24 protein-coding genes are annotated in these 25,978 nt (G+C 65.9%); 10 read left to right on the top strand and 14 right to left on the bottom strand.

Going from position 1 to position 25,978, the window contains the following annotated elements; translation table 11 throughout:
• Positions 1-28: 28 nt before the first annotated feature.
• The 6 genes from J2X92_RS24905 to J2X92_RS24880 all read left to right on the top strand — a co-directional run bounded on the left by J2X92_RS24905 (position 29) and on the right by J2X92_RS24880 (position 7,530).
• Entirely contained in the window at positions 29-1,027 is a 999-nt protein-coding gene (locus J2X92_RS24905) for a Bug family tripartite tricarboxylate transporter substrate binding protein (RefSeq protein ID WP_307579782.1), read from the top strand.
• 48 nt (positions 1,028-1,075) lie between these two features.
• On the top strand, positions 1,076-3,049 hold the full coding sequence (locus J2X92_RS24900) for an acyl-CoA synthetase (RefSeq protein ID WP_307579755.1): 1,974 nt from the start codon (positions 1,076-1,078) through the stop codon (positions 3,047-3,049).
• Positions 3,050-3,103: 54 nt separating this feature from the next.
• Entirely contained in the window at positions 3,104-4,105 is a 1,002-nt protein-coding gene (locus J2X92_RS24895) for a Bug family tripartite tricarboxylate transporter substrate binding protein (protein WP_307579753.1), read from the top strand.
• A 123-nt stretch (positions 4,106-4,228) separates the two neighbouring features.
• Positions 4,229-4,804, top strand: coding sequence for a TRAP transporter small permease (locus J2X92_RS24890; protein ID WP_307579751.1), 576 nt, complete (start codon positions 4,229-4,231; stop codon positions 4,802-4,804).
• Positions 4,801-6,099 (top strand): TRAP transporter large permease, encoded by a 1,299-nt coding sequence (locus tag J2X92_RS24885; RefSeq protein ID WP_307579749.1) that lies wholly within the window; start codon positions 4,801-4,803, stop codon positions 6,097-6,099. The genes J2X92_RS24890 and J2X92_RS24885 overlap by 4 nt, the downstream gene beginning before the upstream one ends.
• A gap of 393 nt (positions 6,100-6,492) precedes the next feature.
• Positions 6,493-7,530 (top strand): DctP family TRAP transporter solute-binding subunit, encoded by a 1,038-nt coding sequence (locus tag J2X92_RS24880; RefSeq protein ID WP_307579747.1) that lies wholly within the window; start codon positions 6,493-6,495, stop codon positions 7,528-7,530.
• A gap of 32 nt (positions 7,531-7,562) precedes the next feature.
• On the opposite strand, the gene J2X92_RS24875 is transcribed toward J2X92_RS24880, so the two are convergent.
• Positions 7,563-8,543, bottom strand: a complete 981-nt coding sequence (locus J2X92_RS24875) for a GlxA family transcriptional regulator (protein WP_307579745.1) — start codon at positions 8,541-8,543, stop codon at positions 7,563-7,565.
• 127 nt (positions 8,544-8,670) lie between these two features.
• Between J2X92_RS24875 and J2X92_RS24870 the strand changes: the two genes are divergently transcribed.
• Positions 8,671-9,483 carry a dienelactone hydrolase family protein gene (locus tag J2X92_RS24870; RefSeq protein ID WP_370878296.1) on the top strand — a complete coding sequence of 271 codons (813 nt, stop codon included), beginning with the start codon at positions 8,671-8,673 and terminating at the stop codon, positions 9,481-9,483.
• A gap of 69 nt (positions 9,484-9,552) precedes the next feature.
• On the top strand, positions 9,553-10,521 hold the full coding sequence (locus J2X92_RS24865; RefSeq protein WP_307579741.1) for a nucleoside hydrolase: 969 nt from the start codon (positions 9,553-9,555) through the stop codon (positions 10,519-10,521).
• A 75-nt stretch (positions 10,522-10,596) separates the two neighbouring features.
• Here J2X92_RS24865 and J2X92_RS24860 read toward each other — a convergent pair whose 3' ends face one another.
• The 6 genes from J2X92_RS24860 to J2X92_RS24835 form a co-directional block, all read right to left on the bottom strand.
• Entirely contained in the window at positions 10,597-11,334 is a 738-nt protein-coding gene (locus tag J2X92_RS24860; protein ID WP_018903696.1) for an amino acid ABC transporter ATP-binding protein, read from the bottom strand.
• Between the two features lie 40 nt (positions 11,335-11,374).
• Entirely contained in the window at positions 11,375-12,064 is a 690-nt protein-coding gene (locus tag J2X92_RS24855; protein WP_055801487.1) for an amino acid ABC transporter permease, read from the bottom strand.
• 1 nt (position 12,065) lies between these two features.
• Positions 12,066-12,797 carry an amino acid ABC transporter permease gene (locus tag J2X92_RS24850; protein WP_307579739.1) on the bottom strand — a complete coding sequence of 244 codons (732 nt, stop codon included), beginning with the start codon at positions 12,795-12,797 and terminating at the stop codon, positions 12,066-12,068.
• A 142-nt stretch (positions 12,798-12,939) separates the two neighbouring features.
• Positions 12,940-13,842, bottom strand: coding sequence for an amino acid ABC transporter substrate-binding protein (locus J2X92_RS24845; protein WP_307579737.1), 903 nt, complete (start codon positions 13,840-13,842; stop codon positions 12,940-12,942).
• Between the two features lie 173 nt (positions 13,843-14,015).
• Positions 14,016-15,467: an aspartate ammonia-lyase gene (locus J2X92_RS24840; RefSeq protein ID WP_307579735.1), complete on the bottom strand. Its 1,452-nt coding sequence runs from the start codon at positions 15,465-15,467 to the stop codon at positions 14,016-14,018.
• A gap of 185 nt (positions 15,468-15,652) precedes the next feature.
• A complete protein-coding gene (locus J2X92_RS24835) occupies positions 15,653-16,642 on the bottom strand; it encodes a LysR substrate-binding domain-containing protein (RefSeq protein ID WP_307579733.1) in 990 nt (329 codons plus the stop codon).
• Positions 16,643-16,734: 92 nt separating this feature from the next.
• Between J2X92_RS24835 and J2X92_RS24830 the strand changes: the two genes are divergently transcribed.
• Positions 16,735-18,177, top strand: coding sequence for an amidase (locus tag J2X92_RS24830; protein WP_307579731.1), 1,443 nt, complete (start codon positions 16,735-16,737; stop codon positions 18,175-18,177).
• Positions 18,178-18,418: 241 nt separating this feature from the next.
• Here the strand turns inward: J2X92_RS24830 and J2X92_RS24825 are convergent, their stop codons facing one another.
• Together J2X92_RS24825 and J2X92_RS24820 are read right to left on the bottom strand one after the other, a co-directional pair.
• Entirely contained in the window at positions 18,419-19,357 is a 939-nt protein-coding gene (locus tag J2X92_RS24825) for a 2-hydroxyacid dehydrogenase (RefSeq protein WP_307579730.1), read from the bottom strand.
• Positions 19,358-19,398: 41 nt separating this feature from the next.
• Positions 19,399-21,276 carry an ABCB family ABC transporter ATP-binding protein/permease gene (locus tag J2X92_RS24820; RefSeq protein ID WP_307579728.1) on the bottom strand — a complete coding sequence of 626 codons (1,878 nt, stop codon included), beginning with the start codon at positions 21,274-21,276 and terminating at the stop codon, positions 19,399-19,401.
• Between the two features lie 41 nt (positions 21,277-21,317).
• On the opposite strand from J2X92_RS24820, the gene J2X92_RS24815 reads away from it, so the two are divergent.
• Entirely contained in the window at positions 21,318-21,743 is a 426-nt protein-coding gene (locus tag J2X92_RS24815; protein ID WP_055801467.1) for an acyl-CoA thioesterase, read from the top strand.
• A 73-nt stretch (positions 21,744-21,816) separates the two neighbouring features.
• Here J2X92_RS24815 and J2X92_RS24810 read toward each other — a convergent pair whose 3' ends face one another.
• The 5 genes from J2X92_RS24810 to J2X92_RS24790 all read right to left on the bottom strand — a co-directional run bounded on the left by J2X92_RS24810 (position 21,817) and on the right by J2X92_RS24790 (position 25,936).
• Positions 21,817-22,581, bottom strand: a complete 765-nt coding sequence (locus J2X92_RS24810) for an enoyl-CoA hydratase (RefSeq protein ID WP_307579725.1) — start codon at positions 22,579-22,581, stop codon at positions 21,817-21,819.
• 42 nt (positions 22,582-22,623) lie between these two features.
• Positions 22,624-23,217 carry a 2-hydroxychromene-2-carboxylate isomerase gene (locus J2X92_RS24805; RefSeq protein WP_307579723.1) on the bottom strand — a complete coding sequence of 198 codons (594 nt, stop codon included), beginning with the start codon at positions 23,215-23,217 and terminating at the stop codon, positions 22,624-22,626.
• 210 nt (positions 23,218-23,427) lie between these two features.
• Positions 23,428-24,168 carry an SDR family oxidoreductase gene (locus J2X92_RS24800; RefSeq protein WP_307579720.1) on the bottom strand — a complete coding sequence of 247 codons (741 nt, stop codon included), beginning with the start codon at positions 24,166-24,168 and terminating at the stop codon, positions 23,428-23,430.
• A gap of 12 nt (positions 24,169-24,180) precedes the next feature.
• Positions 24,181-25,011 (bottom strand): acyl-CoA thioesterase, encoded by an 831-nt coding sequence (locus J2X92_RS24795; protein WP_307579718.1) that lies wholly within the window; start codon positions 25,009-25,011, stop codon positions 24,181-24,183.
• A 28-nt stretch (positions 25,012-25,039) separates the two neighbouring features.
• Positions 25,040-25,936, bottom strand: coding sequence for an alpha/beta hydrolase family protein (locus J2X92_RS24790; RefSeq protein ID WP_307579716.1), 897 nt, complete (start codon positions 25,934-25,936; stop codon positions 25,040-25,042).
• Positions 25,937-25,978 lie beyond the last annotated feature (42 nt).

Below are 25,978 nucleotides of genomic sequence, written 5' to 3'. Positions count from 1 at the left end.
TCTCTCTTCCGATCCCTTGAACATGTCCATGGCTTTTTCTTCTTCTCGCTCCCTTCGCAATCCCGCACGCCGAGCACTCATCGCACTGGCCCTTTCGCTCGCGGCCGGCGCCGCCTTCGCACAGGCCTGGCCCTCCAAGCCGATCACGGTCATCGTGCCCTTCCCGCCCGGTGGCCCAACCGACGTCGCCACGCGCATCGTGGCGCAGAAGATGTCGCAGGGCCTGAAGCAGAACATCCTCATCGACAACCGCAGCGGCGCCTCGGGCACCATCGGCGCGGCGGTGGCCGCCAAGGCGGCGCCCGACGGCTACACCTTCATGATGCTGGCCACGCCCACGCTGCTGGCCGCGCACCTGTACGGCCAGACGCCCTACGACATCTTCAAGAGCTTCACGCCCGTGGGCACGGTGTACGACCTGCCGATCGTGATGGTGGTCAATCCCAAGTCGCTGCCCGAGGTGACCGGCCTGCAGGGACTGATCGCCAAGGCCAAGGCCGAGGACGGCAAGCTCAACTACACGACCGCGGGTGCCGGCAGTTTCGGCCACCTGACGACCGAGCAACTCAAGAACATCGGCAAGTTCGAGATGCAGCATGTGCCCTACCGCGGCAGCGCGCCGGCCGTGACCGACCTGATCGGCGGGCAGGTGCCGGCCATGTTCTCCGACCTGGTGGCGGTGATGCCGCACATCCGCTCCGGCACGCTGCGCGCCATTGCGGTCGGTTCGGGCAAGCGCGTGAGCCTTCTGCCCGAGGTGAAGACGGTCGCCGAGCAGGGCTTCCCCGGTTTTGATGCGACCTCGTGGGGCGGGCTGCTGGCACCGTCCGGCACACCCAAGGACGTGGTCGACCGCATGAGCGCCGAGCTGAAGTCCGCGCTGGCCGACAAGGAGGTGCAGGACAAGCTCGAAAGCGTCGGCTCCTTTGCGGCCTATCGCACGCCCGAGCAGACCGGCGTGCGCATGCGCCAGGACTTCGAACGCTGGGGCAAGGTCATTCGCGACAACAAGATCACGAACCAGTAAAACAGCGATTCGCACGCGGCGGACAAGAGACAACATCAGGAGACACGCATGGCAGATAGCAAGAAGATAAACGTGGCCGGCGCGCCGTTCCGCCCCCTGTTGCCAGTTCGCAGCCTGGCGGACATCCGTAAGCTCGAAGAGACGCCGCTGGAGCAGGCGCTGACAGTCCGCAGCACCTACGAGATCTTTCGCAACGCGGGCGCGGCCTTCGGCAACAAGACCGCGCTGACCTTTCTGCGCACCGGCAACCCGGCCGATGAACCAATCCGCTGGTCGTATGCCGAATTGCTCGCGGGCATCCACCAGACCGCGAACATGCTGCATGCGCTGGGCGTGGGCCCTGATGACGCGGTGGCGGTGCTGCTGCCGGGCTGCCTCGAATATCACCTCGCGCTCTGGGGCGGCGAGGCGGCCGGCATCGTGCAGCCGCTCAATCCGCTTTTGACCGACGAGAAGCTGGTGGCGCTGATGACCGCCGGCCGCGCCAAGGTGCTGATCGCCTATGGCTCCGACAGCGAGTCGGGCATGTGGTCGAAGGCGATGCGTTTGCGCGGGCAGGTACCCACGCTCACGACCGTGCTGCGCGTGGCGCCGCATGACGAAGCGCCGGGAGCGGCGGGCGCGCTGCATGAAACAGGATCGGGCAGCGCGGGCGCGCTGCCGGGCGTGGCCGAGTTCAACGTGCTGCGTTCGGCACAGCCGTCTGATCGCCTCGTGAGCGGCCGCGACATCGCACCGACCGACATCGCCGCCTACTTTCATACCGGCGGCACCACCGGCGCCCCGAAGCTCGCGCGCCACAGCCACGGCGCGCAAGTATTCACCGCGTGGGCCAGCGTGCAGGTCGCGGGCATGAACGACCAAGGCATTTCGATCAACGGTTATCCGCTGTTCCACGTGGCGGGCGTGCTGCCAGCCTCGCTGGCGTCGCTCTCGGCGGGCATGGAAGTGATCATTCCGACGACCTCGCTGCTGCGCAACAAGGAGGTGCTCGCCAACTACTGGAAGCTGGTCGAGAAATACCGGCCGACATCGCTGTCGGCCGTGCCCACGGTGCTTGCCGCACTGGCGAACGTGCCGCTGGCCGGCGCCGACATTTCATCGATCGGCTACTGCCGCACGGGCGCCGCCGTGCTCTCGCCGGAACTGGCCGCGCGCTTCGAGCGCCTGTTCGGGCTGCATGTGCATGAGAGCCTGGGCATGACCGAGATGGCGGGCATCTCGACCATCACGCCGCCGGGCGTGGACGGGCCCGCGGGCTGCGTCGGCTTTCCGCTGCCCTACATGCAGATGCGCATCGTGGCGATCGACGAGAACGGCAACGCCAGCGACCGCGACCTGCCGCCAGGCGAGCAAGGCATGGTGCTGTTCAAGTCGCCCAACCTGTTCTCGGGTTTCGTCGATCCGGCCGACAACGCCAGGGCTTTCACGGCCGACGGCTGGCTTGCCACCGGCGACCTGGGATGGATCGACGGCGAGGGGCGGCTCAACCTCAGCGGCCGCTCGAAGGACCTGATCATCCGCAGCGGCCACAACATCGACCCCAAGGTGATCGAGGACGCGCTGGGCGCGCATCCCGCGGTGCAGCTGTGCGCGGCGGTGGGCGCGCCCGATGCGTATGCCGGCGAACTGCCGGTGGTCTTTGCCACGCTGGTGCCGGGCGCATCGGCCACCGCGGACGAGTTGCTGGCCTTCACCGCCGCGCGCGTCGACGAGGCGCCCGCCAAGCCCCGGTCGGTGATCGTCATCGAGCACATGCCGATGACCAACGTCGGCAAGATCTACAAGCCCGAGCTTCGCGCCATGGCCGCGAGCCGCGTGGTGGCGGCTGGCGTGGCGCAAATCTGCGACGAGCTCGGCGTGGCGGAAGCCGCCCGGCCGAGCGTGCGCGGCGAGGGCGAGAGCCTGGTGCAGGTGCGCATCGATGCGGGGGCCGCAGGCGCGCTCGCCACCGCGCTGCAGGAGCGGATCCGCACGGCGCTCGAGCCGCTTCCATTCAAGACGCGGGTGTTCGTTGAATAGCCACGCCCCGTTTCGTTCGCCAACTAAACAACGACATCCGGAGACATCGCCAACATGAACGCAACTCCCACCCCCCGCGGGCTCACCCGCCGCGCCCTGCACTGCGGCATCGCCTCGCTGGCGCTCGCCACCACCGCGGCCTGGGCGCAGACCTACCCGAACAAGCCGATCCGCATGGTGGTGCCCTTTGCACCCGGCGGCGCGACCGATGTGCTGGCCCGCGTGCTGGGCGAGAAGATGGCGGCCGGGCTGGGCCAGCCCGTCATCATCGACAACAAGCCAGGCGCCGCCGGGATCATTGGCACCGATGCGGTCGCCAAGGCGCCGGCCGACGGCTACACCATCGCGCTGTCGCTGAGCAACTCGCTTCTGACCAACCAGTTCCTGTACGAGAAGCTGCCCTACGACACGCAGCGCGACCTCACGCTGGTCTATCAGATCGCAACCGCTCCGCTTGTGCTGGTGGTCCACCCCAGCGTGCCCGCCAACACCGGGCCCGAGTTGCTGAAGTACGTGGTCGCCAACAAGGGCAAGGTGGCTTACGGCTCTTACGGCGTGGGCGCCTACCCACACCTGGCGGGCGCGCACATGAGCCTCACGCAGAAGGCCGAGATGAACCACATCGCCTACAAGGGCGAATCGCCGATGCTGCAGGACCTGATCGGCGGCCAGATCCAGATGGCCTTCGCGAGCGCGCTGGTGGCCAAGCCGCACATCGAGGCGGGCAAGCTCAAGGCCATCGGCGTGAGCGGCGAACGCCGCATGGCCACGCTGCCCAACGTGCCCACGCTGGCCGAGCAGGGGCTGAAGGACGAGGCCTACCGCGTGACCGGCTGGCTCGCCATTGCCATGCCGGCCGGCACGCCCAAGCCGATCGTGCAGCGCATTGCCGACGAAGTGGGTAAGGCCACCCGCCAGCCCGACGTGCAGGCGCGCGTGGCGGCGATGGGCTTCGACCTGAAGGAGAGTTCGCCCGAGGCTTTCAACGCGGTGTACAAAAAGGAAAGCCCGATCTGGGAGCGGCTGATCAAGGATTCGGGCGCCAAGCTCGAGTAGCACACCAAGGGCCTCGAAGGGGGTCGAAGGGAACTGGGGAACGGGGCCGCAGCTTAGGAAAACCCCGATGAACGGATGGTCATGGATCGTTACCATTCATAGCTGCTTCCCCTTCTCCCTTCGATGACCACTCCCAACGAGTCCGGCCCGCTGCTGGACGCCGCCAGCCCCCTCCCCCCAGACATAGAAGCCGCCGACGAGCCCACCAAGGTGCCGCTCGCCATCGAAGACTGGCTCACCGTCATCATCATGGGCGCGCTGGCGCTCATCACCTTTGCCAACGTGCTGGTGCGCTACTTCACCGACTCCTCGTTTGCGTGGACGGAGGAGTTTTCCGTCTTCCTGATGATCATGCTGGCGCTGGTGGCCGGCTCGGCCGCGGTGGCGCGCGACCGGCACATCCGCATCGAGTATTTTTCCGAGAGCGGATCGATGGCACGCCGCAAGCGGCTCGCGCAATTCGGCGCACTGATGATCGCCATCCTCTTTGGCCTGATCGGCGGGCTCAGCATCCGCATGGTGTGGGACGACTACCGTTTCGACGAGACCACGCCGGGCATCGGGCTGCCGGCCTGGTGGTATTCGATGTGGCTGCCAATCGTGTCCTTTGCCATCGCGCTGCGCGCGGTGGGCCTCATGGTTCGCCGCGGCCGCAAGGAATACGGCGACAACGAGAAACGCAAGGGCGACGCATCGTGATCGCCACCCTTCTCTTCGTCGCCTTCGTGGTGATGATGCTGGTGGGCGTGCCCATCGGCGCGGCGCTCGGCCTGGCCGGCGCCGCCTGCATCGCGCTCGCCAACAGCGACGCCCAGTGGTTCGGCCTCTTGGCCGTGCCGCAAAACTTCTATGCCGGCCTCGGCAAATATCCGCTGCTGGCCATTCCGATGTTCGTGCTGGTGGGGTCCATCTTCGATCGCTCGGGCGTGGCGCTGCGGCTCGTGAACTTTGCGGTGGCCATCGTTGGTCGCGGCCCGGGCATGCTGCCGCTGGTGGCCATCGCGGTGGCGATGTTCCTCGGCGGCATATCGGGTTCGGGCCCGGCCAATGCCGCCGCGGTGGGCGCGGTGATGATCGCGGCCATGTCGCGCGCGGGTTACCCGGCGGCCTTTTCGGCCAGCGTGGTGGGTGCCGCGGCGGCCACCGACATCCTCATTCCGCCCTCGGTCGCGTTCATCGTGTATTCGGTGCTGGTGCCCGGCGCCTCGGTGCCGGCGCTGTTTGCGGCCGGCATGATTCCGGGCGTGATGGCCGGCCTGGCGCTGATGATCCCGGCCGTGCTGCTGGCCCGCCAGCACAAGATGGGTGCGCTCGAATCGACGTTGCCGCGCCCTCCGTTCTGGAAGAGTTTTCGCGAAGCGATCTGGGGCCTGGCGGCGCCGGTGCTCATTCTGGGCGGCATGCGCGCGGGCTGGTTCACGCCGACCGAAGCGGCGGTGGTGGCGGTGTTCTACGGCCTCTTCGTGGGCATGTGCATCCACCGCACGATCAAGGTGCGCGACCTGTTCATCATCCTGCGCGAGTCGGGCGAACTCTCGGCGGTGATCCTGCTGGTGGTGTCGCTCGCGGGCATCTTCGCGTACTCGCTCTCGACGCTCGGCATCATCGACCCGGTGACGCGGGCCATCGTGAATTCTGGCCTGGGCGAATACGGGATCCTGGCATTGCTGATCCTGCTGCTGATCACGGTCGGCATGTTCCTGGACGGCGTGTCGATCTTTTTGATTTTCGTGCCGCTGTTGCTGCCGATCGTGCAGTACTACAAATGGGACCCGGTGTGGTTCGGCGTGATCCTCACGCTCAAGGTCGCGCTCGGCCAATTCACGCCACCGCTTGCGGTCAACCTGATGGTCTCTTGCCGCATCGCCAAGGTGCGCATGGAAGAGACCGTGCGCTGGGTCGGCTGGATGTTGTTCTCGATGTTCGTGGTGATGGTGCTGGTGATCGCGTTCCCTGAGCTCGCGCTTTGGTTGCCACGCAAGCTGGGGTATTGAGGTGAAGCCGCGCGCTATTCGTGAAGTGCTTGGTTCGGCATTTGGTCACGTTTCAGGGCGCGCTCCCGCCGACGGGGTACCTTTCTCCGCGAATGTCCCCCGCCCTTCGGGCTCCTCCTTTATTTCGCTGCGCAAGGCACCCCATCGACGGGATCGTTGTTCAGAGCGGTCGTTGATCAGCCAGCACCACGACAGCGCCCAGTGGGCGCAGGGCGCCGGGTGCTCCCCGCAGCGAAATAAAGGAGGAGCCGAAGGCGGGGGACATTCGCGGAGGGGAGTACCCGGTGGCCTGCGCACCCGCCCTGAACGCACCCGCGCCGAACGCTCCCGCCTCAGCACCGTTCCCGAAAACATCCATCGCTTAGTTGTGTTCACAAAACAAGGAGACCTCAAATGAAATTCCGCCGCACCCTCATGGGCCTTGCCGCCGTAGCTACCGCCTTGGGCATGTTCTCGACCGGCGCCATGGCGCAGGCCGCCTACAAGCCCGAATACAAGATGTCCCTGGTCCTCGGCCCGCCGACCCCTTGGGGCCAGGCCGGGAAGATCTGGGCCGACCTCGTGAAGGAGCGCACCCAGGGCCGAATCAACATCAAGCTCTACCCCGGCGTGTCGCTCATCCAGGGCGACCAGACTCGCGAGTTCAGCGCGCTGCGCCAGGGCGTGATCGACCTGGCCGTGGGCTCGACCATCAACTGGTCGCCGCAAGTGAAGCAGCTCAACCTGTTCTCCATGCCCTTCCTCATGCCCGACTATGCGGCCATCGACGCGCTCACCCAAGGCGAAGTCGGCAAGGAAATGTTCAAGACCCTCGACAAGGCCGGCGTAGTGCCGCTCGCCTGGGGCGAGAACGGCTACCGCGAAATTACCAACTCCAAGAAGCCGATCAAGTCGCCCGAAGATTTGAAGGGCATGAAGATCCGCGTCGTCGGCTCGCCGATTTACTCCGACATGTTCACCGCGCTGGGCGCCAACCCCACGCAGATGAGCTGGGCCGACGCACAGCCCGCGCTTGCCAGCGGCGCGGTCGATGGCCAGGAGAATCCGCTCTTCCTGTTCACGGTCCTCAAGATGCACACCGTAGGACAGAAGTTCGTCACCACCTGGGGCTACGTCGCCGACCCGCTGGTGTTCGTGGTCAACAAGGAAATCTGGGCCTCTTGGACCCCGGCCGACCAGGCCATCGTGCGGCAGGCCGCCGTCGATGCCGGCAAGCAGGAGATCGAACTCGCGCGCAAGGGCCTGGTCGAAGCCGACAAGCCGGTGCTGAAGGACATCGCCGGCATGGGCGTGACCGTGACCCAGCTTACCCCCGCTGAACGCGAAGCCTTCGTGAAGGCCACGCGGCCGGTGTACGACAAGTGGAAGACCACCGTGGGCGCAGACCTGGTGGCAACGGCTGAGAAGGCGATCGCCGCGCGCAAGAAGTAGCAAGCAACGCAGCTACGACGGTTGCGGGTACGTCAGGCGCCGTAACCGCCTTCGCGGTAGCGGCTCGGGTTGGCGCCCGCCACCTTCTTCATCAGGCGCCTGAGCGCCGTGGCGTCCTGGTAGCCCACGGCGCCGGCCACCTGGTCGACCGTCATCCGGCTGGTCTCGAGCAGCACGCGCGCGCGCCGCAGCCGCACGCTCTGCACCAGTGCCTGTGTGCTCTTGCCAGTGGCCTTGCGGATGTGGCGCGCCAGCGTGCGCTGCGACATGCAGAACTCGCTCGCCAGCACGCTCACCGCGGGCGCATCCGGCAGCGCCGATTCGACCCGCGCGGCGAGTCGTGCCACGAGGTCGTTGCCGTTGGCCAGAACCTCCGGCACGATGAACGGCGCCTGCGCCTGCCGCGCGTCGATCAGCAGCACGCGCGAGACCAGGTCGGTGAGCGCACTGCCGCAACGCTCGCGCAGCAGGTGCAGCATGAGGTCGGTTTGCGCGAACGCGGCGCCGGCCGTGACCACCGGCCCGTCGGCACACACCATGCGGTCGGCATCGACGGTGCAGCCGGGCGCCATGCGCGCGAGCAGCGGCGCATACCACCACGAGGTCGTCGCGCGGCGTCCTTGAAGCAGGCCTGCGGAGTTCAGCAGGAACACCGCCGAGCACGAGGCCGCGACCTGCCCGCCGGACTTCACATGCCGCGCGAGGCCCGTGACGGCCTTGGCCGCATCGTCGCTTTCGAGGCACTGGCGGATCTCGCCGGGCGTGTTGAGCCCGAGCCCCGGCACCACCCATATCGAGCGGTCGTCACGGGGCCGCGCAGGCAAGCGTGCGGTGTCCAGGCTCATGCCGGCCTGCAGCCGCACCGGGCCGCCTTGCACCGAGCATATCCGCCAGCGCGGCGGCGCCACGCCGGCTCGCGCGGCCACCGCCTGCGCTGCGCGCAGGATGTCGAGCGTGACCGCGACGCTGGAGTTGAAGGCGCCCGGCAGCACCAGTACCGTGAAATCGTTCATGTCCGATACAGCCTGAAAACAGTCAAATTAGACACTGCCATTCTCAGGAGGCCGACGGCCCAATGCAAGCTTCATCCGCTTCACGGCCGCACGCACGCGGCGGCGCCCCATGACACCGATCCGCTCCATGAACGAAGACGATCCGCTCGACGACTTCACCCCGCGCCAGATCACGCTCGACGGCATCGAGAAGAAGGTCTACACGGCCGGCCAGGGCCCCGCCGTGGTCGTGATGACCGAGATGCCTGGCATCAGCCCGCACGTGGCGCGCTTCGCCCGCTGGGTGCGCGACGCGGGCTTCACGGTCTACATGCCCTCACTGTTCGGCCGCGACGGCGCGGTGCCCCAGGCCGGGGAAGGCGCCGCCGTGTTCAAGCGGGCCTGCGTGAGCGCCGAGTTCCGGGCCTTCGCATCGAACGCGTCGAGCCCGGTAACGCAATGGCTGCGCGCGCTCGCACGGTTCGCGCACGAAGCGTGCGGCGGCCCAGGCGTTGGCGCGATCGGCATGTGCTTCACGGGCAACTTCGCGCTCTCGATGATGATGGAGCCAGCCATGCTCGCGCCGGTGGTCTGCCAGCCTTCGCTGCCGCTGGACGATCCGGCGGGCACGAACGTGGCGGCCGACGAACTGGCGACCGTGCGCCGGCGCCTGGAGCGTGAGGACCTGACCGTGATGGCCTACCGCTTCGAGGGCGACAGGTTCTGCAAGGCCGAGCGCTTCGCGGCGTTCTCACAGGCGCTGGGCGAGCGCTTCGTCGCGCGCGTGCTCCCCGACAGCGCGGCGAACCCCGACACGCCACCCTTCTTCGCGCAGCTGGTGGCCAGCCCGCACAGCGTGGTGACGGCACATCTGATCGACGAGGTCGGCCAGCCTACACTGGCGGCGCGCGACGAGATCCTGGCTTTCTTTGCGCGACGGCTGCTGGGCAGGCCCGGCTGAGCGGCGCACGGGCTCTGGCAGACTTGCCCGGCAGGGGCGCGCTGTCCGCGCCCGCCACGGAGCCTTGCCATGCCGCCGAACCCACCCGCCGACGCCGCCGTCCACACGCTCGTCATCGACACCGACCCCGGCGCCGACGACGTGATCGCGCTGCTGTTCGCAATGGCGGCGCCCGAGCGGCTGCACATCGAGGCGCTGACGACGGTGGCGGGCAACGTGCCGCTGTCGAAGACTTCGCGCAACGCGCGCCTGGCGTGCGAATGGGCCGGCCGGCCGGAGATCCCGGTGTACGCGGGCGCGGAACGGCCCCTGGAACGCACGCCGATCTACGCGGCCAACATCCATGGCCACGAAGGCGTCACGGGCGTGAAGGTGCATGAACCCGCCGCGCCGCTGGCCGAAGGCCATGCGGTCGACTACCTGATCCGCACGCTGCGCGCTGCGCCCGAGCGAAGCGTGACGCTCGCCATGCTCGGCCCGCAAACCAACCTGGCGCTCGCCCTCACGCAAGCCCCCGACATCGTGCGCGGCCTGCACGAACTGGTGCTCATGTCCGGCGCGCATTTCAACGGCGGCAACATCACGCCCACGGCGGAGTTCAACGTGTTCGCCGATCCGCATGCGGCCGAGGCCGTGCTGAAGAGCGGCGTGCCGACCACCATGCTGCCGCTCGACGTGACGCACAAGATTCTCACGAGCGGCGAGCGCATCGCGCGGCTGCGCACCATCGGCAATCGGGCCGGCGTCATCGTTGCCGACATCCTCGACGCCTATGCACCGCAGGAAATGCAGCACTACGACATGCCCGGCGGCCCGGTGCATGACGCCACCGTCATTGCTTACCTGCTGCAGCCCTCGCTCTTCAGGGGCAGGCTGATCAACGTCGAAGTCGACAGCCGCGAAGGCATGGGCTTTGGGCAGACGGTGGCCGACTGGTACGGCAGCTTGAAGCGCCCTGCCAACGCGAACTGGATCGTGGACGGCGATGCGCAGGGCTTCTTCGATCTGCTGACCGAACACATCGCACGGCTGCCATAGCAGTTCCAGGCAACAAATAAAAAAGCCACGCTGCGAACAGAGTGGCTTTTGCTTTTTGGTGCCGCAGCGAATCGATCAGTGCTGCAGGATCTTGTTCAGGAAATCCTTCGTACGCGGCTGACGATTTTCCGGGTGGCTGAAGAACTCGTCCTTCGGGCAGTCTTCCAGAATCTTGCCGCCCACGTCGATGAAGATCACGCGGCTGGCCACCTTGCGGGCAAAGGCCATTTCGTGCGTGACCACCATCATGGTCATGCCGTCCTTGGCCAGGCTCACCATCACGTCGAGCACTTCGCCCACCATTTCCGGGTCGAGCGCCGAGGTGGGTTCGTCGAACAGCATCACGATCGGGTCCATGCTGAGCGCGCGGGCAATGGCCACGCGCTGCTGCTGGCCGCCCGAGAGCTGGCCCGGGAACTTGTCCTTGTGCGCCATCAGGCCCACGCGGTCGAGCATCTTGAGGCCGCGGGTCTTGGCTTCGTCGGGGCTGCGGCCGAGCACCTTGATCTGAGCGATCGTGAGGTTCTCGGTGACCGACAGGTGCGGGAACAGTTCGAAGTGCTGGAACACCATGCCGACCTTGGAGCGCAGCTTCGGCAGGTTGGTCTTGGGGTCGTGCAGCGGAATGCCGTTGACGGTGATCTCGCCCTTCTGGAAGGGCTCGAGCGCATTCACGGTCTTGATGAGGGTGGACTTGCCCGAGCCCGAAGGCCCGCACACCACCACGACGTCGCCCTTGGAGATGCTCACCGAACAATCGTTGAGCACCTGCACCGGGCCATACCACTTGGAGACGTTCTTGATTTCAATCATTTTCTCGGACATTTCTTTCTCTCCGGTTCAGCCACTCGACTTAGCGAATGATCGCGATTTTCTTGTGGAGGCGCTTGACGAGCCACGACAAGGCATAGCACATGATGAAGTAAACGACGGCCGCGAGCAAATAGGCCTCGATTGGGCGGCCGAAGTTCTTGCCCGCGGTCTCGAAGCCCTTGAGCATGTCGTAGGCGCCGATGGCGTAGACCAGCGAGGTGTCCTGGAACAGGATGATGGTCTGCGTTAGCAGCACCGGCAGCATGTTGCGGAACGCTTGCGGCAGCACCACGAGGCGCATGTTCTGGCCGTAGGTCATGCCGACCGCCTGGCCTGCGTGCACCTGGCCGCGCGGGATCGACTGGATGCCCGCGCGCATGATCTCGCTGAAGTAAGCCGCCTCGAACGCGATGAAAGTGATCACGGCCGAGATTTCCGAGCGGTAGTTCGAGCCGACGGAACCGAAGGCCGCGTAGAACGAGGCCGGCACCAGCAGGAAGAACCACAGGATCACCATCACCAGCGGAATGCTGCGCATGCCGTTGACGTAGATGGCGGCCGGCGCGTCGAGCCACTTCTTGCCCGAAAGGCGCATGAGCGCCAGCACGGTGCCGAAGAGCACGCCGCCAATGGTGGCCACGATCGTCAGCATGATGCTGAAGTAGAAGCCCTTGACGACGAAGTTGCTGATGACGTCCCAGTTATAGAACGACAGGTCGAGATTCATCATGTCAGTGTCCCCCGCCGCCGCTGGCCGAGACGATGAAGCCCGGCACGCGCGTCTTCTTCTCGACGAAGGCCATCAGCCGATTGATCGTAAAGGCCGAGATCACGTAGAGCGCCGTGACCGCCAGGTACACCTCGATGCCGCGCGAGGTTTCTTCCTGCGCCTGCATGGCGAACATCGTGAGTTCGGTCACCGACACGGCAAACGCCACCGACGAGTTCTTGAAGATGTTCATCGTCTCGCTGGTGAGCGGCGGAATGATGATGCGGTAGGCCATGGGCAAGATGACGTAGCGGTAGTACTGCGGCGTGGTGAAACCCACCGCCATGCCCGCATAGCGCTGGCCCTTGGGCAGCGCCTGGATGCCCGAGCGCACCTGCTCGGCAATACGCGCCGAAGTGAAGAAGCCCAGCGCCAGCACCACCAGGATGAAGCTCGGCACGCCCTTCATGACAGGGATCAGCGCCGGAATGACGTGGTACCAGAGAAAGATCTGCACCAGCAGGGGGATGTTACGGAACAGCTCGACCCAGGCATTGCCCAGGCGCACGAGCCACGGGCTGTTGGGCAGGGTGCGGATGATGCCGACGAGCGAGCCCAGCACCAGCGCGACGATGAGCGCCAGCAGGGCGACCGACACGGTCCAGCCCCATGCGGACAGCATCCACTGCCAATAGGTCGGGTACTTCCCGCCAGGGTCTTGCAAGAAGACCTGCCAATCCCAGTTTGATCCCATCGGGGACTCTCCTTCTTTCAGATTTCCAGACTGCTAGCCAGCTTGCAAGCAGAGGCCGTGCCCGCGTGCCGCATTGCGCCGCATTTGCGAAAACAAACGCCCGCCGGGGGCGGCGGGCGTTGCGCGGATGACCTTGCGGTGATTACTTCTTGGCGGCGTACTCTTCCATGGGCTTGTCGTTCGGGTTGGCCCATGCGGCCTTCGTGGCGTCGGACAGCGGCAGGTTCACCGTGACGTTTGCCGGGGGAATCGGCTTCAGGAACCACTTGTCCCAGAGCTTGGCGAGGTCGCCGTTCTTGATCTGCGACTTGATGCTGTCGTCCACCACCTTCTTGAAGGCGGGGTCGTCCTTGCGGATCATGATGGCGATGGGCTCGACGCTGAGCACTTCACCGACGATCTTGTAGTCGGCGGGCGACTTCGACTTGGCAATGTTCGAGGCCAGGATGGAGCCGTCCATCACGAACGCGTCGGCGCGGCCCGATTCCAGCAGCAGGAAGCTGTCGGAGTGGTCCTTGCCATAGAGTTCCTTGAAGTCGATGCCACCGGCGCGCTCGTTCTTGCGCAGGGTCTGGACCGAGGTGGTGCCGGTGGTGGTGGCCACGGTCTTGCCGTTGAGGTCCTTGATCGAGGTGATGCCCGAGTTGGCCTTGACCGCGATGCGCACTTCCTCGACGTAGGTGGTCACTGCAAAGGCGACGTCCTTCTGGCGCGTGGCGTTGTTGGTGGTGGAGCCGCACTCGAGGTCGACGGTACCGTTCTGCACCAGCGGCACGCGGTTTTGCGAGGTCACGGGCTGGAACTTGGTCTCGAGCTTGGCGAGGCCCAGGTGCTTCTGGATGTCGCGGATGATGTTGGCGCAGACGTCGTAGTGAAAGCCGGTGTACTGGCCGTTGCCCAGTGTGTACGACAGGCCCGAGGATTCCCGCACGCCCTCGGTGATGCTGCCCGATGCCTTGATCTTGGCCAGGGTGTCATTGGCCTGCGCAAAGGCGCTGCCTGCGGCCAGTGCCGCGATTGCCAATGCCAATACTTGCTTCTTCATTTGGAAAACTCCTGAGGGTGACTAAGAGATACAGATACAACGAAATTCTAGACATTCACGTCCTGGGGAATACCCGGGCCAACCCGGTGCATTCTCGATGACGTCCGCACCGGCCACGCGCGCCTAGGCGCCGACGTGGTGCAGATGAACCCAAAGGCATTGTCCGACTTTCACTAAGCAGCCTTTGTGCCCGAGGGCTCGGCAGCCGGGGGCACCGGCGCAGCCAGGCGCACCGGCTGGGTCAGGTTTTCGGGCACCAGCAGCGCCTCCATTTCTGCGCGCGTCATGATGCCGAGCGATTCGGCCACGAGGTCGATCGGCCCGCCGGTGGCCAGCGCGGTTTTGGCGATCAGCGCGGCCTTTTCGTAGCCGATCAGCGGGTTGAGCGCGGTGACCAGCGTGACCGACTCACGCACCCGCTTGGCCAGGAACTCGCGGTTCGCCTCGATGCCATCGATGCAATTCAGCCGCAGGGTGATGCAGGCATTGCTCAGGTGCTGAATGCTCTTGAACAGGCTCCATCCCATGATCGGCTCGAAGGCGTTGAGCTGCAGCTGTCCGGCTTCCGACGCCATCGTGACGGTGATGTCGTTGCCGATGACCTCGAAGGCCACCTGGTTCATCACTTCCGGGATCACCGGGTTGACCTTGCCGGGCATGATCGACGAGCCGGCCTGGCGCGCCGGCAGGCGGATTTCGCCGAAGCCCGCCTGCGGTCCGCTCGACAGCAGGCGCAGGTCGTTGCAGGTCTTGCTCAGTTTGCACGCCACGCGTTTGAGAACGCCCGACAGCTGCACGAAGGCGCCAGTGTCCTGCGTGGCCTCGATGAGATTGGCCGACTGCTTGAGCGGCACGCCGGTCTGCTCGGCCAGGTACTGGCAGGCGAGGTTGGCATACCCATGCGGCGCGTTGATGCCGGTGCCGATGGCGGTGGCGCCAAGGTTGATTTCCTCGATGAGCGCGCGCGCCTCGCCGAGCCGGGCCTCGTCCTCGCCGATCATGATGGCGTAGGTCAGGAACTCCTGGCCCAGGGTCATGGGCACGGCGTCCTGCAGCTGGGTGCGGCCGATCTTGAGGATGTCCTTGAATTCGAGCGCCTTGGCTTCGAAGCTCTTGCGCAGCGCCGCCATGGATTCGAGCAGCCGTCCGATGGCAAACCACAGCGCCAGCCGCACCGCCGTCGGGTAGACGTCGTTGGTGCTCTGCGAGGCATTGATGTGGTCGTTGGGGTGCAGCACGTCGTAGCGCCCTTTTTCATGGCCGAGCTTCTCGAGCGCGAGGTTGCAGATCACCTCGTTGGCGTTCATGTTGGTAGAGGTGCCCGCGCCGCCCTGGATCACGTCGACAACGAATTCGTCGAGCAGCTTGCCCTCGATGAGGTCCTCGCAGGCCAGAATGATCGCCGCCGCGCGGTCGCGGTCGATGGCGCCCAGGTCGGCATTGGCGCGGGTGGCCGCCTTCTTCACGAAAGCCAGCGCGCGCACCAGCTCGGGCATGGCCGAGACGCGGGTGCCGGAGATGGCGAAGTTCTCGACCGCGCGCGCTGTGTGCACGCCCCAGTAGGCAAAGGCAGGAATCTGCTTTTCTCCGAGAAAGTCGTGTTCGGTCCTGAAATTCGGGCTCATACGGGGTTCCTCGGCTTAAAAAAAAGCACGCGTGTGGCGCGTGCCGGAAGTTTGCTGTGTGACAGCGGCAAAAACTGCCGCGACTGTAGTAGCCCCTCGTCCGCAGCGCCAATGCCGTTTGCGGGGGGTCCTATGCGCGGCACTTATAGATTGTGCAACGCACAAATCCAGCGGGTCAATTCGCGTCAGCGCGGCGGCTGGGCGCCGACGAGGTACGACCAAAGCGCATCGGCCGTGCGCTTGGGCTGCAAGCCTTCCGATGCCGCGGCGGCCTTGGACGGCCGGCCGGTACCGGTCTTCACGGGTGCCGAAACGCCGGGCCGCTCGCGGTAAGCGCGGATCTCCATCGTCGCTTCCAGGCTGTCGATTTCGGGCGGCAGCGCGCTCACGAGCTTGCGCGACTTGATCTCGTTGCGCACCGCGCTTTGGGGCAGAAAGGCGATGCCGTGGCCTTCGAGCGCCATGACCTTCAGCCCTTCGGCCATGTCGGTTTCATAGACCCGGTCGAGGTGGATGGCGGTGCCCGACTCCTTCAGCAGCTGGTCGACCACGCGACCCAGGTAGGCTCCGGGCGCGTAGCCCAGGTAAGGCAGGGGCTGGCCCGGCCGGCCAGGCAGCCGGAAGCGCGGCGCGCCTTCGGCATCGGCCTTGACCCAGGGGGCCACGGTTTCCTCGCCCAGGCTGACCATCTCGTACTTGTTGGCGTCGAGCTGCAGCGGCTGCGAGGGGTGGTGATAGGCAATGAGCAGGTCGCAGCTGCCCTCGACCAGGCGCAGCACGGCGTCGTGCACGTTGAGCGCGATGAGCCGGCTCTTGATGGGGCCGAAATGCTCGCGCAGGCTGGTCACCCAAGACGGGAAAAAGGTGAATGCGAGGGTGTGCGGCACCGCAATCTCGATCACGTCCTGCCCGGCCGCCGAATGGCCGCGCAGCATGGCGCGGGTGCTCTGCAGAGACTGCAGCATTTCGATGGCCTGGCTATAGAGCGTCTGGCCCGCGGGCGTGAGGCGCGTGGGGTACGAACTGCGGTCGACCAGGTCGGTGCCCGCCCAGCCCTCGAGCGCCTGGATACGGCGCGAGAACGCCGGCTGGGTGACGTGCCTCAATTGGGCGGAGCGGCTGAAGCTGCGCGTTTCCGCCAGGCTGATGAAGTCTTCGAGCCACTTGGTTTCCATACGCGGCGATTATGTCCGCGTGAAGGCCGGCTGCGGGCCTCTGGCACATACTTAGGTTCTCGAAGACCCCTCCCCACCGGATCGCCCTCGCCATGCCGCCTGCCGACATCCTCGAACTCACCGCCACCGAGCTTTCGCGCCGCATCACATCCCGCAGCGTGTCCTGCCGCGAGCTGATGCAAGCCTCGCTGGCCCGCATCGAGGCGCTCAACCCTCGCTTCAATGCCATCGTTTCGCTGCGCGAATCCGAGGCGCTGCTAACCGAAGCAAGCGAGCGCGACGCCGAACTGGCGCGCGGCGAACGGCGCGGCTGGATGCACGGCTTTCCATTGGCCGTGAAGGACCTGAGCCACGCGGCCGGCCTGCCGACCTCCATGGGTTCGCCACTGTCGCCGCGCTCGCCGGCGCGGGCCGACAGCCTGCACGTCGCGCGCATGCGCGAAGCCGGCGCCATCGTGATCGGCAAGACCAACACGCCCGAATTCGGCCTGGGCTCGCACACCTACAACACGGTGTTCGGCATCACCCGCAATGCCTATGCGCCCGAGCGCAGCGCCGGCGGCAGCAGCGGCGGTGCGGCCGTGGCGCTGGCCCTCGGCATGCTGCCGGTGGCCGACGGCAGCGACATGATGGGCTCGCTGCGCAACCCGGCCGCGTTCAACAACACGATCGGCATGCGCCCCTCGCGCGGACGGGTGCCGGGCGATCCCGAGCAGGAACTCTTCTTTCAGCAGCTGGGCACCGAAGGGCCGATGGGCCGGACGGTGGAAGACACGGCACGGCTGCTCGCGGTGCAGGCGGGCTTCGACTCACGCGTGCCGCTGTCGTCGCCGCGGCCGCTGCCCTCGCCAGACGCGCTCCAGCTCGACGCCGACGTTCAGGGCCTTCGCATCGGCTGGCTCGGAAGCATTTGGCCCGAACTGCCGCTCGCGCCCGGCATCCGCGAACTGGGCGAAAGTGCGCTGGGCATCTTTCGCACCCTCGGCTGCGAGGTCGAGCCCTGCACGCTGGACGTGCCGCGCGAACACAACTGGAGCGCCTGGCTGCGGCTGCGGCAATTGCTGGTGGGCGGCAAGCTCGGCGCCTATCTGAGCGACCCCAAGCTGTTTGCACAGCTCAAGCCTGAGGCGCAATGGGAGATCGAGCAAAGCCGGCATCTCGATGCGGCCTCGCTGTACCAGGCCTCGCTCTATCGATCGAACGTTTACCGCGCGTTCCTCAAGCTCTTCGAACGCTTCGATTTCGTGCTGGCGCCGACCGCGCAGGTGTTTCCGTTCGATGCCGAACTGCATTGGCCCGCCGAAGTGGCCGGCGTGCCGAGCGACACCTACCACCGGTGGATGGAGATCGTCACGCCGTTCACGCTGGCCGGGTTGCCGACGCTGAACGTGCGCGCGGGTTTTGGCGAGGGCGGGTTGCCGATGGGCCTGCAACTCGCGGGGCCGATCCATGCCGACCTGGACGTGCTGCGGCTTGGGCATGCGTATGACCAGGCGTGCGGCTGGGCGTCTCATCGCCCGCCAGCGCTGGCTTGAATTGCTCCCTCCCCTACCGGGGGAGGGTTGGGGTGGGGGCAAGCGGCGCATCCATCGAGCACTCTGCCCGCCCCCATCCCAGCCTTCCCCCAGCGGGGGAAGGAGCAAGACCACAGCGCGGACATCGGCTTCACTCCCTCCCCTTTCGGGGGAGGGCAGGGGTGGGGGCAAGCGGCGCATCCATTGGGCGCCTTGCCTGCCCCCATCCCAACCTTCCCCAGCGGGGGAAGGAGCGAGAACATCAGACCGGGGTCAGCACGCCGCGCCCCGTAAAGTGCCCTTCGGCATTCGCGAGGAAATGGTCGACCGACTTCTGGGTTGCTTCCGGCGACCAGCCCGCCAAATGCGGTGTCAGCAGAACGTTGTCCAGCCCGATCAGCGGCTCGGGCCGCTTGGGTTCGCTCTCGTACACGTCGAGGCCCGCGCCCGCGATGCGGTTTTCGCGCAGCGCGGCAGCCAGCGCCTCGGTATCGACCACGCTGCCGCGGCCGATGTTGACCAGAAAGCCCTGCGGCCCGAGCGCATCGAGCACTTCGGCATTCACGAGGTGGCGTGTGGCCGGACCGCCCGGCGCGGCCAGAATCAAAAAGTCGGCCCACGTGGCGAGCGACTTCAGGTCGTCGAAGTAGCGGTGCGTCGCGCCTTCGCGCGGCTTGCGGTTGTGATAGCCGACTTCCATGTCGAACGCAGCCGCGCGCTTGGCGATCTTCTGGCCGATGGTGCCGAGCCCGAGGATGCCGAGCTTCTTGCCCGACACGTTCGGCGGCTGCGGAATTTCTTCGCGCCAGACACCTTCGCGGCACAGCCGGTCGAGCTGGCGAAAGCCGCGGACGATGCTGATCAAGAGGCCGAAGGCGTGGTCGGCCACGCAGTCGTCGTTGGTCCCCGCGCCATTGGCCGTGGCGATGCCGCGCGCGCGGGTCACGTCGAGCGGCACGCCCTCGTAGCCTGCGCCCATGCAGCAGATCAGCTCGAGCGCCGGCATGGCCGCGATCTCTTCGGGCGTGATGCCGATCACGCCGATGGTCAGCACCGCGCGAAATTTCTTGCCGTGCTCCGCGATGGCGGCGGCGCGGGCGGCGGGGTCGAAGGCATAGGTCAAGTCGTAGACCTCGGCAATCTGGGCCTGGTGGGCGCTCGAGAGGCTGTTGAGCACCAACAGGGGAATCTTGATCGGCACGTCTGAACTCCTAGATCGATATAAAAGAAGAATGGTCGGGGCTACATCAGCGGGGTTGCTTCGCTCTTTTGCAGAGCCCACATCTGCGCATAGCGGCCCTGCTTCGCAAGCAGCTCGGCATGCGTGCCGCGCTCGACGATCACGCCTGCTTCGAGCACCAGGATCTCGTGCGCATCGACCACGGTCGAGAGGCGGTGCGCAATGACCAGCGTGGTCTTGTCCTGCGCCGCGCTCTTGAGCTCCGACTGGATGGCGCGTTCGTTGGCGGAATCGAGCGCCGAGGTGGCCTCGTCGAAGATCACGATCGGCGGGTTCTTGAGCAACGTGCGCGCAATCGCCACGCGTTGCTTCTCCCCGCCCGACAGCTTGAGGCCGCGCTCGCCCACGGTGGTTTCGTAGCCCTTTGGCGTGGCCGAGATGAAGTCGTGGATGCGCGCTGCGCGTGCCGCGCCTTCGACCTCTTCGCGGGTCGCGCCGGGACGGCCGTAGGCAATGTTGTATTCGACCGTGTCGTTGAACAGCACCGTGTCCTGCGGCACGATGCCGATGGCGCGCCGTACGCTCGACTGCTGCACCTCGCGGATGTCCTGGCCGCCGATGGTGATGCGGCCCTGTTGCACGTCGTAGAAGCGGTAGAGCAGCCGCGCCATCGTGGACTTGCCGGAGCCCGAGGGGCCGACAACTGCGACCGTCTTGCCTGCGGGGATCTCAAAGCTCACGTGCTTGAGGATGGGGCGCGCGGGCTCGTAGGCAAAGCTCACGTCTTCGAAGCGCACGGTGGAATCGACGCCGCTGCCCTCACCCCCGCCCTCTCCCCGAGGGAGAGGGAGCAAAGACAAAGGCTGCGCGCCAGGCGCATCGCGCACCTCGCGCTCTTTTTCCATCAGCACGAACATCTTGTCCAGGTCGGTCAGGCTCTGTTTGATTTCGCGGTAGATCACGCCCAAGAAATTGAGCGGAATGTAGAGCTGGATCATGAAGGCGTTGACCATCACCAGGTCGCCCAGCGTCATTCGTCCCTCGACAACGCCCGAGGTGGCGCGCCAAAGCATCAGCACCAGGCTGGTCGCGATGATCAGCTGCTGGCCGGTGTTGAGCATGCTCAGCGTGCGCTGGCTCTTGATGGCGGCCTTGCGATAGCGGTCCAGGCTGGCGTCGTAGCGCTTGGCCTCGAACTCCTCGTTGTTGAAGTACTTGACGGTTTCGTAGTTCAGCAGCGAATCGACGGCGCGGCTCTGCGCCATGGAGTCGAGCTCGTTCATGGTCTTGCGGAACTGCGTGCGCCACTCGGTCACCGTGACCGTGAAGGTGATGTACAGCACCAGCGCCGCGCCCGTGATCCAGACGAACAGCGAGTCGAACTTCACGCCCAAGATGGTGAGCACCAGCGCCAGCTCGATGATGGTCGGCACGATGCTGTAAAGCGACATCGAAATGAGCGAGTGCACGCCGCGCGTGCCGCGCTCGATGTCGCGCGTCATGCCGCCGGTCTGGCGCTCCAGGTGAAAGCGCAGGCTCAGCGAATGCAGGTGACCGAACACCTCCAGTGCAATCTGCCGCGCCGTGCCCTCGGTGGCCTTGGCGAAGATCAGCTCGCGCAATTCGCCGAAGAGCGCGGTCGAGAACCGCAGCAGGCCGTAGGCCAGCAAAAGCCCGATAGGCACGATCAAGAGCGCCTGCGCCATGTCCGGCTTGGGCGTCATCGTGTCGATGAGGTTCTTGAGCAACACCGGCACGCCCACGTTGGCCACCTTGGCCCCCACCATGAAGGCGAGCGCGGCGATCACACGCCACTTGTAATGCCACAAATAGGGAAAAAGGCGGCGCAGCGTTGCCCAGTCGGAACGGTCGCTGCGCGCCGGCGCGTGGCCGGCCACGGGATGGGAGGGAGGAGGCAGGGCTTCGCCGCTTCGGCGCATGGGGGACAATCGTGGTTGCTTTGTTTGTCCAGATTGTGCCCATGTCCGATATTTCCAGTAGCGCCGCTGCCGCCACCCTCAAGAGCCTGCCCACCGACATGGAGCTGGTGCTCAAGGTCATTCCGATGCCGGCCGACTGCAACGCCAACGGCGACATCTTCGGCGGCTGGGTCATGGCGCAGTGCGACCTGGCCGGCTCGGTCATCCCGGCCCGCTACGCCAAGGGCCGCCAGGCCACGGTGGCGGTGAACGAATTCATCTTCAAGCAGCCGGTGCGGCTGGGCGACATTCTTTCGTTTTATTCGAAGCTGGTGCGCGTGGGGCGCACCTCGGTCACGGTCACCGTCGAGGTCTTCGCCGAGCGCTTCCGGGCGCAGGGCGAGTACATCAAGGTGACGCAGGCCACTTTCACCTACGTGGCCATCGACGACAACGGCCGGCCGCGCCCCATCGAACAGGAGCCCTGAGCACGCCCGCTCAGAGAGCGACTGCTACTTTTTTTGCAGCAGCGCTCTCGGGCCAGCCTGTCAAGGGACGCCTTCAGATCTTGGAGAAATCCGGCTTGCGCTTCTCCATGAAGGCGCCGAAGGCCTCCTTGGCAGCGGGTTCGCGCAGCATGCGGCCGAAGCTCGCGCCCTCCTCATCCATGCGCTCGAGCACCGCGGGCATCTGGGCCTTTTTCAGCAGGCGCTTGGTTTCGACCAGCGCGCTCAGCGGCTTGGCCGCGAGCTTGCGGGCTTGACCCTGCGCAATGGCATTGGCTTCGGTTGGCGGCACGATGCGGTTGATGAGGCCCACTTCGAGCGCGGCCTCGGCCATGAAGGGCTCGCCCAGCAGCAGCGCCTCTGCCGCGCGGTGGTAGCCCAGCATCTGCGGCACCAGCAGGCTGGAAGCGGCTTCGGGGCACAGGCCCAGGTTCACGAAGGGCATGGAGAACGCGGCGTTGTCGCCCGCGTAGACCAGGTCGCAATGGAACAGCATCGTGGTGCCAATGCCCACGGCCGGGCCGCAGACTGCGGCGACGATAGGCTTGGGAAAAGTGGCGATGCCGCGCAGGAAGCGAAACACCGGCGAATCCTGGCTGGCGGGCGGCGCATTGAGAAAGTCGCCGATGTCGTTACCGGCACTGAAAATCGTCGGGTCACCCTGGATCAGCACGCAGCGAACGGCCGCATCGCTCTCGGCCGCAGCCAGTGCATCGGCCAGTTCGCCGTACATCTTGCTGGTGATCGAGTTCTTCTTGTCGACGCGGTTGAAGGTCAGGGTCATCACACCGGCTTCGGTGTGGGCGAGGATGTCGGTCATGGAAATGGTCCTTGAATAAAACGGGGTGATGGCGACGCGGTATCAAGCGTCGAGGGCTTCGCGCACGAAATCCAGCCGGTCCTGGCCCCAGAACATCTGGTCGCCGACGAACATGGTGGGCGCGCCGAACACGCCGCGCTCCACGGCCTCTTGCGTGATGGCTTTCAGGCGGTCCTTCACTTCCTGCGAGCCGGCCAGCGCAAGCAGCGCAGTGGGGTCGAAGCCCGCATTTTGAAGCACCGCACCGACGGTAGCGGGGTCGTTCATGTTCTTTGGCTCGACCCACATTGCATGGAAGATGGCGTCGACGTAAGCGCCGAAGCGCGCTGGCTCCTTCATTTGGACGCCGGTGGCGCCGCGCATCAGCAGCAGGGTGTTGATGGGAAAAAACGGGTTGTGCACGAAGGGCACGCCGTAGCGTTTGGCAAAGCGCTGCAAGTCGATGGTCATGTACGGCGCCTTGGGCACCACCTCGGCCGGCGAACGGTTGCCGGTGGCCTGGAACACGCCGCCGAGCAGCATGGGCTTCCAGACCAGTTGGGCGCCGGTGTCGGCGCACACGTGCGGCAGCTGCGTCGCGGCCAGGTAGGCGGCGGGGCTGCCGAAGTCGAAATAGAAGTCGACGGATTTGGTCATGGGTGTGTCCTTGTCGGTTCTTTTGTTCTGGGCGCTGCTGGTGCACCGCTGATCACCAACCGCTCTGAATAACGCTCCCGCTGGCGGGATGCCTTGCGCAGCGAAATAAAGGAGGAGGCCGCAGGCCGGGGGACATTCGCGGAGTAAGGTACCCCGTCGGCGGGAGCGCGCCCTGAACAACGCTCGGTGCACCCAATCGAAGAAGTCATCTCAGAACTTCTCCGACCAAGGCCGCAGATCAAGCTCATGCGTCCATGCATCGCGCGGCTGCGAATGCAGCATCCAGTAACTGTCGGCGATGTGCTCGGGATTGAGGATTCCGTCGCTCTCCTTCAGCGCATAACGCTCGGGAAAATTCGAGCGAATGAACTCGGTGTCGATAGCGCCATCGACGACTACGTGCGCCACGTGAATGCCCTGTGGACCCAGCTCCCGCGCCATCGACTGGGCCAATGCGCGCAGTGCCATCTTCGCGCCCGAGAAGGCGCCGAAGTTGGCCGCGCCGCGCAGCGATGCCGTGGCGCCGGTGAAGATGATCGTGCCGCGATGCCCGCCTTTCGGCAGTTCGCGCGCCACCATGCGTTTTGCGACTTCGCGTCCGTTGAGAAAGCCCGAGAAGCAGGCCATCTCCCACACCTTGAAGTACTTGCGCGCCGTCTCGGTCAGGATGCTCTCGGGCACGTTGGCGCCGATGTTGAAGACCATCACCTCGATCGGCCCGATGGTCGATTCGATCTGCTCGACCAGCGCGACCACGTCTTCTTCCTTGCGCGCATCGCAGGCAAAGGCATGGGCGCGGCCACCGTCCGCCTCGATCTGCGCGACCAGCGGCTGCAGCTTGTCCAGGCTTCGGCGCGTGACGCACGCGGCGAACCCTTCGCGCGCGAAGCGGCGTGCAATGGCCCCGCCGGTGGCGTCACCGGCTCCGACGATGAGTGCGGTCTTTTGCATGGGATGCTCCCGCTATTCCTTGTAGTAGACGATCTGGTTGGAGGTCGCGAGCAATACGCCCTTCTCGCTCCACAGATGCGCCGCCTGGTCGAAGAAGCCGTTGAAAAACTGCTGCCCCACCGCCCGGCCCAGCAGGTAGCCCGTGCCGGCCTCGGCCAGCTGCGCCGGTCCGGCATGAAAGTAGGTGGTGATCGAGACCGTGCCCGCCGGCACACGCGTTGCGCGGCGCAGCCAGACGCGCGGATAGAACACGTCGCTCATTGCGGCCAGCGAGCAGAAGTCGAGCGGCCGCTCTCGGGCTTCGCGCAGCCACATCCGAGTTTCGCTGTGGTGCAGGCTCTCGTCCCACTTTGCAGGGATGCCGCCGCTGAACGGACGCATCTCGTACCGGTCGAGCCAGGCCACGCCCGAGGGGCCGATGCTGAGGCGCTCGACTGACTCAGGAGTGGGCGCCTCCGGCATCGGCATATCGCTTGCGCTCCAGGTCTCGCGCCGTGCGGCCGTGACCACGGTGGCGGTGGTCGTCATGTTCGGCTCGCCGTCTGCGCCGGCCTGTGTGATCTGGATGGTCCAATGCTGGGTCGAACGGTTGGTGCGCACGGCGGTGGCCTGCACGTCGAAAGCGCCTGCCTCCAGCGCGGCCGCGAAATTGACGGTCAGTGCAATGGGCGTGCCCAGCAGGTCCGGATGCCGCAGCACCGACTGCAGCGCAATGGCCGCGGTGGTGCCGCCGAAGGGCCCGACCATGTTCCAGTAGTCGGTGCTCGTGGCGCCGGTGAAGTTGCCAGCGCGGATGTCGCTGTGCTCAAGCGCGATGGCTTTGTCGAAGGGGTGCGTGCTCATGGTTGCAGTGTGCCTCCGGTGGATGGCGTCACGCAGTCGTGTGCGGGACGCTGGCTTGCTGCACCGCGGTAAGTGCCGTAAGCCGGTGCAGCTTGTCGAGCAAACTCGGCCAGAGACTCTGGCTGAACTGCTCGCGGAAAAAGCCGAAGTGGCCGATGCGCCGGGCCTGCACGTCGGCCGGCGCAATGCGCTGGACCGCGCTCGGCGCGCCGGCATAGAAGCTCAGGAGGCTCTCGGTCCCCGCGAGCGTCATGAGTTCGTCGTCCGTGATCGACAGCGCAAGCACCGGAAAACGCACGCGTCCGTAGCTCTGCAACGCGCGCTCGCCTTCGGCCCCGACGCTGTAGCGCGGATGGAGGCACCAGCGCCGCCACTGCAGGATCACGCCGCGCGGCAGGTCGCCGACCTTCTTGAGCTTGCGGCCCGGGAAGTAGCCGCACAGCTGCGTGACCAGCGGCACCAGCACGAACCAGAAGTAGAGGATGCTGCGCTTGAGCTTGGGCGCGTTCTCGCGCCAATAGCCGCTTCCCGCGGCGATGCTGACGAGACCATCGACCTGCTCCGGCCGCTTGAGGAAGCCCGGCAGCTGGGCACCGAGGCTGTGGCCGAGAAGATAGAGCGGCTGCCCGGGCAGCGCAGCCTTGGCGGTGTCGATCACCGCCTCGTAGTCGCGCGCCCAGTCGAACAGGTCGGCCTCGAAGCCGCGCAGCGAGGCGCCGTTGCGCGAATCGCCGCTGCCGCGGTAGTCGAAGGTCCAGACGCGCAAACCCTGCCCGGCGAGCCATTGCGCAAAGGATTCGTAGAACGATTGGCGCACGCCCATGGCGCCGCCGATCACGATGGTCGCCCGCGGTTCGCTCGACGGATCGTAGCGGCGTACGGCGACTTGCACGCCCTCGCCAACTGGAAGCTGCTGCATCTGCATGAAGTGTCTCCTTCGTGTGCCGACACTCGTCGCCGTGTCTCG

Origin of the sequence: Variovorax paradoxus (assembly GCF_030811855.1) — a bacterium.
GTDB classification, from domain to species: Bacteria; Pseudomonadota; Gammaproteobacteria; order Burkholderiales; family Burkholderiaceae_C; genus Variovorax; species Variovorax paradoxus_L.
Note: the sequence above shows the minus strand (reverse complement) of the source record. Positions and strands in the feature narration are given on the sequence as shown.